This window comes from Halpernia frigidisoli, assembly GCF_900113805.1.
Lineage (GTDB): Bacteria > Bacteroidota > Bacteroidia > Flavobacteriales > Weeksellaceae > Halpernia > Halpernia frigidisoli.
The window spans coordinates 40308-54177 of the sequence record NZ_FOQT01000004.1 but is presented as its reverse complement, the minus strand read 5'-3'; the positions used below and the strand labels follow the sequence as shown (position 1 = coordinate 54177).

The 13870-nt window shown below is 35.5% G+C and carries 12 protein-coding genes and 3 tRNA genes; all 15 read right to left on the bottom strand.

Going from position 1 to position 13870, the window contains the following annotated elements; all coding sequences use genetic code 11:
* Positions 1–26: 26 nt before the first annotated feature.
* Positions 27–1016: an aspartate-semialdehyde dehydrogenase gene (locus BM238_RS10540; protein ID WP_090080607.1), complete on the bottom strand. Its 990-nt coding sequence runs from the start codon at positions 1014–1016 to the stop codon at positions 27–29.
* 183 nt (positions 1017–1199) lie between these two features.
* Positions 1200–1640, bottom strand: coding sequence for a hypothetical protein (locus tag BM238_RS10535; RefSeq protein ID WP_090080605.1), 441 nt, complete (start codon positions 1638–1640; stop codon positions 1200–1202).
* An 88-nt stretch (positions 1641–1728) separates the two neighbouring features.
* Positions 1729–4380, bottom strand: a complete 2652-nt coding sequence (locus tag BM238_RS10530; protein ID WP_090080603.1) for a TonB-dependent receptor — start codon at positions 4378–4380, stop codon at positions 1729–1731.
* Between the two features lie 179 nt (positions 4381–4559).
* Positions 4560–5423: a carboxylating nicotinate-nucleotide diphosphorylase gene (gene nadC / locus BM238_RS10525; protein ID WP_090081551.1), complete on the bottom strand. Its 864-nt coding sequence runs from the start codon at positions 5421–5423 to the stop codon at positions 4560–4562.
* A 112-nt stretch (positions 5424–5535) separates the two neighbouring features.
* Positions 5536–6384 carry a sulfurtransferase gene (locus tag BM238_RS10520; RefSeq protein ID WP_090080601.1) on the bottom strand — a complete coding sequence of 283 codons (849 nt, stop codon included), beginning with the start codon at positions 6382–6384 and terminating at the stop codon, positions 5536–5538.
* Between the two features lies 1 nt (position 6385).
* Positions 6386–6943, bottom strand: coding sequence for a hypothetical protein (locus tag BM238_RS10515; RefSeq protein WP_090080599.1), 558 nt, complete (start codon positions 6941–6943; stop codon positions 6386–6388).
* A gap of 161 nt (positions 6944–7104) precedes the next feature.
* Positions 7105–8676 (bottom strand): L-aspartate oxidase, encoded by a 1572-nt coding sequence (nadB, locus tag BM238_RS10510; RefSeq protein ID WP_090080597.1) that lies wholly within the window; start codon positions 8674–8676, stop codon positions 7105–7107.
* A gap of 80 nt (positions 8677–8756) precedes the next feature.
* Positions 8757–9323 (bottom strand): hypothetical protein, encoded by a 567-nt coding sequence (locus BM238_RS10505; protein ID WP_090080595.1) that lies wholly within the window; start codon positions 9321–9323, stop codon positions 8757–8759.
* 33 nt (positions 9324–9356) lie between these two features.
* Complete coding sequence (gene rnhA, locus BM238_RS10500) at positions 9357–9833, bottom strand: ribonuclease HI (protein ID WP_090080593.1); 477 nt, start codon at positions 9831–9833, stop codon at positions 9357–9359.
* 163 nt (positions 9834–9996) lie between these two features.
* A complete protein-coding gene (gene dnaB / locus BM238_RS10495; protein ID WP_090080590.1) occupies positions 9997–11577 on the bottom strand; it encodes a replicative DNA helicase in 1581 nt (526 codons plus the stop codon).
* Positions 11578–11832: 255 nt separating this feature from the next.
* A complete protein-coding gene (locus tag BM238_RS10490; protein WP_177205460.1) occupies positions 11833–13062 on the bottom strand; it encodes an MFS transporter in 1230 nt (409 codons plus the stop codon).
* 130 nt (positions 13063–13192) lie between these two features.
* The gene (locus tag BM238_RS10485) at positions 13193–13372 is read right to left on the bottom strand and encodes a histone H1 (protein ID WP_090080588.1); all 180 of its coding nucleotides are present in this window, start codon (positions 13370–13372) and stop codon (positions 13193–13195) included.
* Positions 13373–13532: 160 nt separating this feature from the next.
* Positions 13533–13616 (bottom strand) — tRNA-Leu (locus BM238_RS10480).
* Positions 13617–13622: 6 nt separating this feature from the next.
* Positions 13623–13698 (bottom strand) — tRNA-Gly (locus BM238_RS10475).
* 33 nt (positions 13699–13731) lie between these two features.
* Positions 13732–13813, bottom strand: a tRNA-Leu gene (locus BM238_RS10470).
* Positions 13814–13870 lie beyond the last annotated feature (57 nt).

Below are 13870 nucleotides of genomic sequence, written 5' to 3'. Positions count from 1 at the left end.
AACGCCCATTTTGAGCGTTGATTTTTTTAAACTAAATTATTCTGAACTAAATATTCTGCGATCTGCACCGCATTAGTCGCGGCACCTTTTCTCAGATTATCTGCAACGATCCACATATTAAGCGTATTTATCTGCGATCTGTCACGGCGAATTCTTCCTACAAAAACCTCATCCTTACCTTCAGAATAAAGAGGCATTGGGTAAATATTATTTTTTACGTCATCCTGCAGTATTATTCCCGGCGTATTAGAAAGTAGGGTTTTTACTTCTTCAATGTCATATTCGTTCTCAAACTCAATATTTACACTTTCCGAATGACCGCCTTGTACAGGAACACGAACAGCAGTCGCCGTTAAATTAAAAGAATCATCACCTAAAATTTTCTTAGGTTCTGTCATCAGTTTTATTTCTTCTTTGGTGTAATCATCTTCGGAAAAAACATCACATTGCGGCAAGGCATTTTTAAAAATCTCGTACGGATAAACTTTCTCCGATTTATCACCAGAAATTTCGGCATTTAATTGATCTACAGCATTTTTTCCGGTTCCGGTTACTGATTGATAGGTGGAAACTACGACCCTTTTTAAGCCATATTTTTGATTTAAAGGATGAAGAACCATCACCAACTGAATTGTAGAACAGTTTGGATTGGCTATTACTTTATCTTCTTTTGTTAAAATTCCTGCATTAATTTCCGGGACGATCAACTGATTTTCAGGGTTCATTCTGAATGCTGAGGAGTTGTCTATGACGGTTGTTCCGACAGCGGCAAATTTTGGGGCAAATTTTAAAGAAATGTCTCCACCAGCAGAAAAAAGTGCGATATCCGGCTTTTTGGAAATGGCGTCTTCCATAGAAAGAATGGTGAATTCCTTTCCTTTAAAATTAACAATATTTCCGACAGATTTTTCTGAAGCTACAGGAAATAATGCTGTAACGGGGAAATTTCTTTCTTCAAGAACTTTTAACATGACCTGACCAACCATTCCGGTGGCGCCAACTACGGCTACTTTCATTGTATTTTAATGTTATTTTATGTGATTGAATGATCTTATTATGTGACATTTTATTGATCACAAAACTTGCAGCCCGACTTGAGTGGAGCTCCTTTTGTCTGGCGCCAGCCAGATAAAAGAGCGGGAACGGAAGGCGGATAAAGCTGCCCAAAAAAAATATTTAATTATTGGATTACTTTTTCACTAAGCACCAAAAACCCGCATCCACGGAAACACATAAGCGAAAAGTGCCACTGCGATCACGCCAAATATAACGATCTTCATGGCTATTCTGTCGTGAGTTTTCATGTATCTGTAAATAATGGTCAATAAAATTGCCGCGATCAACATTGATACCGGATGTTCTACGAAAGTGTGTCTGCTGTATGCGTCTTTCATTAAAATACCGCCGTCTAATGCTGCTTTAAAACCCGGAGAAAATATAAACAGTAAGGGAATCCCTACCAAAACCTGCGTGTGAAAAGCGATCATGGTGAAAAGCGTTGATTTCTTCAGTAATTTTGAAATTTTACCGGAGTAACCGAACATGCAAACTAATAGTGAGATGGTAAAAACTGCTACTAAAAGCAATACTAAATAGCCAATACCTTTGTGTGCATTGAGAAAAACGTTGTAAAAGTCCATATTTTATTTTTTTATTTTTTGAGAATTACAAATATAAAAAATCCCGGTGATAAGACCGGGATTTAATATTTATAAAAAACTTAATTTTTTAGAAATTGTAAGAAATTGTAGCTGAATAAGTTCTACCGAAACCAAAGAATACCTGGTTTGTAGTTGCTACACCGTGATAAGTTCTACCTGCTTCTTCAAAAGTCTGAGCATTTGCTGCTGCACTTACTTTATCAGTTGCCAAAACATTAGTAAATGAATTTTGGATGAAGATGGTGTCTAATAAATTATAAACATTTAATCTTACCGTTAAATCCTGTTTTGCTTTTGCTAAATGAAATTTATATGAAGCACCCGCTTCTACTGTACCGTAAGCCGGTAATTGTAGCGCGCCACTGTCTGCTTTCGCTTGTGTAGAAAAATCGATAACATTTAAATTTCCGTATAATCTGTCAACATATCTATAAGCTGCATCTAATTTAAAATCTCTGGTTGGAGATAATGTGAAACCTAAAGATGCCGTTGTCTGAGCTGCATTACCAACTTTTACTTTATCTAAAAATAACGTTTGAGGCGTTGACACACCATTTGAGTTAATATTACCTAAGTTGTCAATTGGATCATTCGTTTCATTAAACAAGTTACCAGATGCGTTACCTTCATAATGCCAGTCTGCAACAGATAGCATTGCGTTAACAGTAATTAATTGACTGATTTTTGAAAAAGCTTCAAATTCTATACCCTGGTGAATTTCCGTGATTCCCTGAATATTTGCGTAAGCATTGATAATCGGTGCTCCACCTCCTGGGTTTATTTGCTGCGTTTTTCTTAAAAATCTATCTTTCCAGTTAGTTCTGTAAGCATTGATGTTTGCATTTAACCAAGAAGCTCTGAAACCGTAACCAGCTTCTAAACCAAATATTTTTTCATTAGTTAAATTTGGATTTTGGAAATTTTTATTATTAGGATAAACTGCATTTAAAAATGGTTGTTTAGAATAATAACCTGCATTTACAAAAACATTGTTTCTTTCATCAATATTGTAATTAGCACCAGCTTTTGCGTTATATCCAATGATATTTTTAAATCCTGTTTTAGTGTTTAAAGCTGGATTTGCTGCAGTTGCCTGAATAAGTGTTGGGTTTGTTGCTGAGATTGCATAACCCGCTACCTGACCATTTAATAAAGATTTTCCATCAAGAAGAAAATTATCAATTCTTTGGTAACCTTGTTGTGAAACAGAACCCTGTACAAATGCTGATAGATTTTCATTGGTATATTCTGCCTGTGCAAAACCACCATAGTAAAGAACCTCACCATCATTACTGAAACCTATTCTGTCTTTTATGTCATTTATTTTAGCGCCAAAAGGGTTAAAACTTGGATTCGCTCTGAAAGAATTGGAAACGTAGTTGTATCCTGGTACAAAAACATTCTGTGCATTTGGCACATAAAGATTTTTATTACTGCCAACACCTCCACCATCTCTGTATGCAGAAGCTCCTAAAAGATCACTTACGACCTGATAATGGAAACCATAATAATATCTACCATCAAAACCTACAGAGAAATTAATATTGTCATTTATTTTATGATTAAATGTAGAAATTAAACCAAACCAGTTATGAGAGTTAACTGACGCGTTTCTAATTAAAACACCTTTATCCGGTGTAGAAGCTGCATTTGAAGCAATTATAGCATCAAAATTTACCAAACCACCAACTGGCTGAAATGCGCTTACAGATTTACCGTTTGAAGTCCCTGTATTGCTTGTTCCTGCACCTCTACCAAAAGAAGCGTAAGCTACAGTCGCAAGTTTTGATTTATCAGACATTTTCCAGTCCCAGTTTAAAGAGATAACTGGCTTGTGGTAATAATTTCTTCTAAATGTATATTCCTGTCCGTTTAAAACACCTTCTTGTTCGTTATATTTTCTATCTGGATTTTCGTAAGAACCTTTGTCAATTAATTTTTGCAAAGTTATTTCAAAAGCACGCTGATTATGATACTGTGGTGCTCCTGTAATTGTGAACTGTAGATCATGTTTTGCATTTGGTTGATAACCTAAAGCAAAGTAGTAGTTATAACCTTCAAAGTTAGTTCCGCTAGCATAAGTAGAACCACCAGTACGGCTTAATAAAAAAGAAGAAGACCATCCTTTAGCACTTTTTCCTGTATTGTAGGCAAACAATTGTTTGTTATAACCGTCATTTCCAAATCCAAACGAAAACTTTCCGCCTTCTTTTCTGTCTGCTGCTCTAGTTAAAATATTAACAGTTCCACCAACTGATGCAATTGCTAATTTAGATGAACCTAAACCTCTTTGAACCTGCATTGCAGTAGTTACATCAGACAAACCAGCCCAGTTACTCCAGAACACAGCACCGTTTTCCATATCATTAACAGGAACCCCATTAATTAAAACAGCAATATTTTCCTGAGCAAAACCTCTAATGTTTAATTTTGCATCACCAAATCCACCGCCACCTTTAGTAGCGTATACAGATGGTGTACTGTTTAAGATCTCAGGAAATTCCTGATTTCCTAATTTTTCAATAATTTGTGCTTCCTTAATAGTAGAAACAGCAACCGGCGTTTTTCTGTCCTTTGCGATATCTGCAACACCGCTGATCACCACCTCATCAATAGATTTTTCATTGCTTAGTGTATCTTTCACACTTTGCGCATAATAAACACTTGCCGTAGAAAGCGTTATTAATGCCGTAAACATTGATTTTTGAACTAAATTCATAATTAAATTGTTTATTAGTATCTTTAAGTTTTGTGCAAAAATCGCTTTTTTTTTTGGAACTATCATTAACGAAATGTTAAATTTTAGTATTTCCTTAACTTATTTATTATAAAATTGGCTGTCAGTCAGTTATGAGAGTGCTTCTGATAAATATCACTTTTTTTTACAATGCGATATTTTTATTTTTTTACCGCTTTTAAACTTAAATCAATATTTTTTGCCGAATGGGTGAGCGCTCCGGCAGAAATGTAAGTGACACCCGTTTTTGCAATATCTTTTAAGTCTTCTCGCAAAATTCCGCCGGACGCTTCGGTCTCGCATTTACCATTGACCATTTTTACTGCCTTGGTCATCATTTCCACATTCATGTTATCAAGCATAATTCTATCTGCACCAGATTTTATGGCTTCCTCAACTTCCTCCAGATTTCTGCTTTCAACCTCAATTTTCAATTTTAATTTCTTTTCCTGAACATAATCTTTCGCCATTTTTACGGCCTTTGTAATGCTTCCGTTATAATCGATGTGGTTGTCTTTCAGCATGATCATATCATAAAGTCCGTATCTGTGATTGGTTCCACCACCAATTGCAACGGCCCATTTTTCGCAAATCCTGAAATTTGGCGTCGTTTTTCTTGTGTCTAAAAGTTTTGTTTTTGTGCCTATTAATCTTGAATCCCAATCATGAGTTAAAGTCGCAATGCCGCTCATTCTTTGCATACAATTTAAAACCAAACGTTCCGTAGAAAGTATGGAACGTGCGCTTCCTTTCACAATAAAAGCAATGTCACCAACTTTTGCAGTTTCGCCATCATTGATAAAAGTTTCGATTTCTAAATTTTTGTCAAATGTTTTAAAAATAATCTGCGCCATTTCGACACCCGCCAAAATGCAGTTTTCCTTGACTAAAAGTTTGGCGCTTTGAATCAATTCCTTTGGGATGGTCGATAAAGTGGAATGATCTCCACCCTGAATGTCTTCTTCTAAGGAATTTTTAATGAATGTTTTTAAATTTTTATCGGTGAGGTATTTTGGTTTTTTTATCATCTTTTTTTATTTGAATTCAAGAATCTTTATTATTTTATAAGAAATTAATTCTCCTAAACATTTTTCCACCCTTTAGGATTGGGGAAAGAAAAATATTTTGAATGTTTACTTAAATATTTGTCGCTATTTTTTTATCATTTCTACTCCATTCGCTCCAGGAACCAACGTAAAGATTTGGAATTTCCAGGCCTGCATAATCTAATGCGAGTAAAGTATTACACGCTGTAACGCCTGATCCGCAGTGAATTGCTATGTTCTCTTCCTGAATATTTTTAAACAATTCTTGGTATTTTTCTTTTAAAATTTCCGCATTCTTTAAAGTGCCATCTTCATTCATGTTTTCTGTAAAAGGAATATTTATCGCACCCGGAATATGACCCGCAATCAGATCGATCGGTTCTTCTTTCCCATCATATCTTTCCTCGGAGCGAACATCAATTATCTTAAAATCAGGATTTTCTGAATTTTTTTCTATAAAATCAATTTCAACCAAAGGCAATTGCCAGTTTTTAAATTCTAATTTTTCTCTGCTGCTTTTTGGTTCAGTTACAATATTCGTAATTTTTAAACCTTCTTTTTCAGCAATCTGTAAACCACCGTCCAAAACCTGAATTTTAGTGAATCCGACACTATTTAACATCCACCAAAACCGTGGCGTAGCGTTGGTAGAATTTTTATTATCGTAAATTATTACGTGAGAATTTTCGTCAATTCCTATGTTTTGCAGAACCTCAGCAAATTTTTCTAAACTCGGCAAAGGATGTCTTCCGCCGTTTTTTGCATCATCAGAAACTTCTGCTAAATCTTTATTTAAATCAACGTAAAGTGCGTTTTCTAAATGTTTCTCTAAATAATCGTCGTAAGAATTTCCGCCACTACCAGCATCGACAATTATTAAATTTTCTTTGTATAAAATTTTTTGTAATTCTTTAGCGGAAATTATTGGTGGAAGTTTCATTTTATTTTTTAGTAAAATTTAAATTAAATTCAGACTTTAAATATTTAATTAAATAGGAATATTTGTTTTCATTTCCAAATTGCGATTTAGAAGTCACATATTTAAAAGAATTCTGCTCATTTGGGAATTTTAGTTCAAAAAAATACTGATAAACTGACTCGTCATTAACCAATTCATTATCAGTCCTGTCTTCATATTTTGCGAGAGAATCGTTTTGTAAATGTTCAATTAAATTTCCAAAACCATTTTTCGGCTTTACATCTACAACAGTATAAACTTCTTTGAATTTTTTGCCATCGTGAACTTTTCCAAAACTAATTAATTGAGACTCAAACTCATTTTTTTCATTTTTAAAAACAACTAAAACTTTATCAACTGATGTTGAGTCGAAAAACCAAATTCTAAAAATATAATCTGATTTTATTGTATTTAAAGGCAAAAGATAACTTTGATTATACGTGTAATTTTTAAATGGTTGCCGAACTTCAAAATATTGTTTTGAAGAGCAACAATTCACACATAAAAGTATTCCTAAAAAAAGTAAATTTCTCTTCACCATATAAATTTCTTTAGAAGCATTCTCTATTTATTATCATTAAAAATTTTGTTTTTATAGAATCTCTTGCAGCCCGACTTGAGTGGAAATCCTTTTTTTGCATTTGAAAAAAAGATTGGGAACGGAAGGCGGAAATTGCTGCCCAAAAAATCACAATTAATAATTTAAACCAAATCCTTATTATAAAACGCCCCTTTATTGACCTTCATCGCAATAGACTGAACGATAATCAATTCTGCGATATTAACTAAATTTCTTAATTCTGATAATTTCGGCGAAAGCAAAGCGTAATTATAAAGTTCCTGAACGGCATCAGAAATTTCTTTTTGTTTTTTTAAAGCCATTTCCAACCGTTCATTGCTGCGAACAATACTTACCAGATCGCTCATCATTTCCTGCAATTGTTTGCGCAGATAACTTACCAAAACCATTTCATCAAGCAGTTTCATGCCTTCTTCATTCCATTCCGGAATTGCTTTTAGATCTTCAAAATTAAACTGGTTTTTATCTAAAAGTTCGATGGTTTTCACCGCTGCGTTATGCCCAAAAACCAAACCTTCCAGCAAAGAATTTGAAGCCAGACGATTTGCGCCGTGCAATCCGGAATTGGTACATTCACCCACCGCAAATAAATTTTGTATGGAAGACTGTCCGTCCATATCGGTTTCAATACCTCCGCAAAGATAATGACACGCGGGAACGACCGGAATAAGATCTTTGAAAGGATCAACGCCTTCGTCCAAACATTTTTGATAAATATTCGGGAAATGTTCCAGAAATTTTTCTTTATTCATTTTCCGGCAATCCAAACCGACAAATTCGTCGCCAGTGATTTTCATTTCATTGTCAATCGCTCTTGCAACAATATCACGCGAGGCTAATTCTTCGCGCTCATCATATTTTGCCATAAAAGGCTCGCCGTTTTTGGTGCGTAATTTTGCGCCATCACCACGAAGTGCTTCAGAAATTAAAAATAACATACCGTCGATCTTGCTGTAAAGCGCCGTCGGATGAAACTGATAATACTGCATATTTGAAACCTTACCTTTCGCACGCGCCACAAAAGCAATTCCATCGCCCGTTGCAATAATTGGGTTTGTCGTATTTTTATAAACATGACCTGCGCCGCCGGTCGCAACCAAAGTGATTTTCGCGGTTATTTTTTTGATTTTCTTAGATTTTTCATCTAAAATATAGGCGCCGTAACAACTGATGTTGTCTTCGTTTAATTCTTTTCCAGGAACGTGGTGTTGCGTAATTAAATCAATCACATAATGATACGGCAACATTTCGATATTTTGCGAATTATTGACGGTTTCCAAAAGTGCGCGTTCGATTTCAGCGCCTGTGATATCTTTGTGATGCACGATGCGGTTTATGGTATGTCCACCTTCTCTGCCGAGCATCAATTCACCGTCTTTCTCGTCGAATCTTGTTCCCCAATCAACCAGTTCTTTAAAACGTTTTGGACCTTCTTCAACGACCATTTTTACGACAGCAAGATTATTTTCTCCATCGCCGGCGCGCATCGTGTCATCAATATGACTTTGAAAAGTGTCGTGATCCAGATCCGTGACTACCGCCAAACCGCCTTGCGCATATTTGGTGTTGCTTTCATCTTCATCGGCTTTTGTGACGATGATGATTTTTGCTTCGGGCATTTTTTCGGAAATTTTTATAGCGTAAGAAAGCCCGGAAATTCCGGAACCAATTACGAGGACGTCTGCTTTGATCATAATTTTATTAAAGTATAAAAGTAATGATTTTTGCTTATTTTAAAGAAAATTGACTTTAAAAAAATGACTCTGAAATTGATTTACTTCAGATCGTAGAATAATTTTGTTAATTCTAAAAACTTTAAATCCGGGCTTCTTCCAGTTTGAGGATTATTTCTGACAAATGCAGAATATTGTCCATTTTTGTAAACTTCTAATAGATGTTGAATGCCGTCATCAACATTATTGGAATTGTTTTTGGGGAAATTATGAAGGTCAAATGAATTTACACTTGTTGTAAATCTTTTGAAATCTACCTCGCTTATTTTAATATTCTTTATGAAAAGTCTTCTTTTTTTATACCCTATTTCATATTTAAATATTGAATTTTCATCATTATTTTTTATTAATGTTATAAATGAATTACCTCCTCCAAAAGCAATGCTTGAAAGTCTATAAATTTCAAGATCCTTATTCTTTATTCCAAATATTTTAGGTTCATTTAATTCAAATAAATTGTACGAAAATAAATCAGATTCCTCAAATTCGGGTGGCAAATAAGAAATATCTATTGCCGGTTTTACTAAACCTAATTTCTTAAAATGGTTTGTTTTGCAATTAATAAAGAAAATTAATATTGAGAAAAGAAAGATACTTTTTCGGCTCATTTTATTTTAAAACTTATTTAAATAAATTTTCCACTAAAATAATCCACCATCTTTTTGTTTTTCAAAATAATCATCGGTTTCAAGATTTTCAGATTTTGAGGCTTTTACGGCGATTTGATCGCAAATTTCGTTTTGTGGATGTCCCGCGTGGCCTTTTATCCAGTGAAATGTAACGGTGTGTTTTTTTATTAAAGGTAATAATCTTTGCCACAAATCTGGATTTTTTTTGTTTTTAAAACCAATTTTAACCCAGTTTTGAAGCCATTTTTTATTGATTGCTTCTGAAACATATTTGCTGTCTGTGAAAATATGAACGTCATCTTCGGCGTTTTTTAATTGTTCTAAACCAACAATTACCGCCAAAAGTTCCATCCGGTTGTTAGTCGTTAAACGAAAACCCTGCGCAAAATTTTTAGCATAATTTTTTTCGGGAACTTCCATCACAATGCCAAAACCGCCTTTTCCGGGATTTCCACTGCATGCGCCGTCTGTGTAAATGTTGATTGTCAAGTTTTTAATTTAAATGTTTTGTCTCGCAGATTTTGCACATGACGCAGATTTTTTTTAAAACAATTGAAAAACCAGCATTATTTTAGAAAGAAAATTTTTGCATTAAATCTGCGGCATCTGAAAAATCTGCGAGAGTTAAAAATCAAGTTATTTTCAAGGACTTTTAAAACGGCATCCCATCATCTTCAGAATTCATCGCAGAACCAGAAACATTTGGTTTTTTAGGTAAATCAAACGCTGCGCCCGGATCGATCGTTGTTCTCAATTTTTCAAAACCAGACATTTCTTTATTTTTATCCGGAGTTTGATAATCATTTGCGCCGCCGTATAAATTGAGATCAGCAAACTTGGCGATATTTTTATAAAATGACATTCGGACGTCTGCCGTTGCACCATTTCTGTGTTTTGCGATAATTAATTCTGCCTGATTATCCGTACTTCCCTGCTCGCCTTCAGGATCATTATCCCAAACGCCAATTTTATAATATTCCGGGCGAAAAATAAAAGAAACAATATCTGCATCCTGTTCAATTGCACCGGATTCCCGAAGATCGGACAATTGTGGTCTTTTTCCCGGACGCGTTTCCACACTTCGGGAAAGTTGCGAAAGTGCAATTACCGGAACATTTAATTCTTTTGCAATGGCTTTTAAAGAACGTGAAATCAAGGCAATTTCCTGTTCACGGTTTCCGCCGCCACCGCCTTTTCCGGAATTGGCGGTCATTAATTGTAAATAATCGACCATGATAATTTTTACGCCGTGTTGCATGACTAATCTTCGGCATTTCGCGCGAAAATCAAAGACAGAAAGTGAAGGTGTTTCATCGATGAAAAGTGGTGCGTTTTCTAACTCGGAAACATTTCTAAAGAGAATTTCCCATTCTTCGTCAGACATTTGACCTTTTCTTAATTTTTCTGAAGAAATTCCAGTTTCAGAGGCGATCATTCTGGTAATTAACTGAACTGATGCCATTTCCAAAGAAAATAAAGCCAATGGAACTTTATGTTCAACCGCAATATTTCTTGCCATTGACAATAAAAAAGCAGTTTTTCCCATTGCGGGACGCGCGGCAATAATTATTAAATCTGAATTTTGCCAGCCGCCGGTTTCCTTGTCAATTCCCGAAAAACCTGAGGGAATTCCGGAAATTCCTTCTTTGTCTTTTAATGATTTTATTTTTTCTATCGCTTCTTTTACCAAAGAATTTGCGGTGTCAAAACCTTTTTTAATGGTTCCGTTTGTGATATCGAAGAAAGATTTTTCAGCGTTGTCTAAAAGTTCAAAAACGTCGGTGGTTTCTTTGTAGGAAGAATCGATCACATTTGCGGACACATTTATTAATGAACGCAAAATGTATTTTTCTAAAACGATCCTGATGTGGTATTCAATATGCGCAGAAGAACTTACGGATAATGTCAAGTCAATAATATAGTTATCGCCGCCGGCGGAACTTAAGCGTTCAGTTTTTTTTAATTCCTGGATTACGGTCATTAAATCTACCGGCGCATTGGCTTCAAATAAAGATGTAATGACGGTGAAAATTTCCTGGTGGCGCGGATCGTAGAAAATATCGGCTTTTAAAAGGTCGATTCCATAATCGAGACCTTTTCTGTCTATTAAAAAAGAACCGAGAACTAATTTTTCAAATTCTACGGCGTTTGGCGGCATTTTGCCGTCTGATATTGAGAGTTCTTTTGCGAAATTGCCATGAATTAAGGATGATAAAGTTTCTTTCTGAGCCATAGTACAAAGGTAAATTTTCCTAAAAAATTATAATCATATTGTGTAAAAAGAAGTGATTTTTTTTTAAAATATTGATTATTAGATTTTTGTAAAATATCTAAATGTTAGTAAGTTGAAAAAAAGCAAACTTAAAATTTTTAGCCCCGATTGGAACGGCATCCTTTTTTGGCACGAGCGAAGCGAGCGCTAAAAAAGATATAGTGGAAAGCGGGACGCGTTTTCGAAAGAAGCAAAAACCTTCCTGTTCCTAAAAATTTAATATTCCATTTTGCGAAGTTTTGGAATAGTGCCGGCGACGAAAAGTGAAATTGCGACCGTCATAATACCACCGAAAACTACGGAACGCACGACGCCGAGCAGTTTTGCGGCGACACCACTTTCAAATTGACCCATCTCGTTGGATGACATAATGAAAATTGAATTGACGCTTAAAACGCGGCCACGAATATGATCCGGTGTTTTTAACTGTACAATTGTGCCACGGATAACGACGGAAATTCCATCGACCATTCCACTTAACATTAAAAAAGCAAACGATAAAAAATACCAGGTTGAAAGTCCGAAACCAATGATACACAAACCGAAAGCGGCAACGGCAACCAACAATATTTTGCCCTGATTTTTGCGTAAAGGAACGAGCGCCAAAAAGACGATGATGCACATGGAACCAATGTCGGAAGCGGCATTCAACAAACCAAAACCTTCTGCACCGACTTTTAAAATATCGCTGGCAAAAACTGGGATCATCGCGACGGCGCCGCCAAATAAAACGGCAAACATATCGAGAGAAATGGCGCCCAGAATTTCTTTTGTTTTAAAAATATAACTGATGCCTTCGCGCATACTTTCCCAAACTTTTACCTCACTTTTGTTGTGTTCGGATTCTTGAGGTTTCACTTTCCAGAAGAAAAAACTGGCGAAAGTAACGAGCGCAACAATTACAACAATGGTCCATTTTATTGTAATAACACTGATCAAAAGTCCACCAACGGCGTGTCCGCAAACTGAAGCGGTAAGAAATGTGGCCTGGTTTAAAGTAATTGCGCTTGGAAGATTTTCTTTTTTTACGATCGTCGGAATCATGGAAGGCACTATTGGACCAATAAAAGCGCGCGCAATACCCGTGAAAAAAATAACGCCGTAAATATAATAAGTTGTTTGGTGCCCAGTAAATCCTAAATTCATGAAGGCCGGAATCAAAAGCAACGCAATCAAGATAACATAGAGATAATTGCAAATAAGCAACAGTCTTTTTTTCTCATTCATATCGATCACGTGTCCGGCGTAAAGTGCTGTTGAAACCGCAGGAATAACCTCTGAAAGTCCGATCAAACCGATCGAAAGCGGATCTTTTGTCAACTGATAAACCCACCAACCTAACAATGTTGCCAGCATTCTGAAAGCGAAAATAAGCACAAATCGACCTGAAAGCAGGTTTCTAAATTCAATATTCTTGAGGATGCGAAGTGGTTCCAGTGAAATCATTTTGCAAAAATAAACTTAATGGTAAAAAAAACTGAACTTTTTTATATTTATTTAAACATATAAATGACAGTTGTAAAAATAAAAAAACCACACTGTAACAGTGTGGTTCCTATTTTTCAAAGTGAAAATATTATTTAGCTTTAGAAGCTTCAACAGATACTTTTCTGAATTCTTTAAACATTTTGCTTAATTCTAAAGCAGATTTTCTAGCTCTTGTACCAGCTGCTTTATTTCCTTTTTCAGATTGTTGAGAAGATTCGCTTGTAAAAGCTTCAAATTCTGCGTTGATTTTTTCGATAAGATCTTTCATAATAAATTTTAATTGTTATATATAGAAGCAAATATAAGATTTTAGTGGGATTTACTATAAAGAAAACAATTTTTTTTTGTTTTTTTTTGCCTAAAGTTAAGGTGCAGAGTGTTTTTAAAAACAAAAACGCTGCTAATCTCACGATTAACAGCGTTTAAAGTACCTCGGACGGGACTTGAACCCGTACATCCTTACGGACACAGGATTTTAAGTCCTGCGTGTCTACCAATTCCACCACCAAGGCAAAAAGTGGAGCGAAAAACGGGACTCGAACCCGCGACCCCGACCTTGGCAAGGTCGTGCTCTACCAGCTGAGCTATTTTCGCGTTTTATTTTCAAAAAAATATCTCAGAAAATTGTGCGGATGAAGGGACTCGAACCCACACACCTCACGGCACCAGATCCTAAGTCTGGCGTGTCTACCAATTCCACCACATCCGCTAAAAATGAACTTCTCTTCTTTTTTTGTGAGTGCAAATATAAAGCGTTTTATTTTTC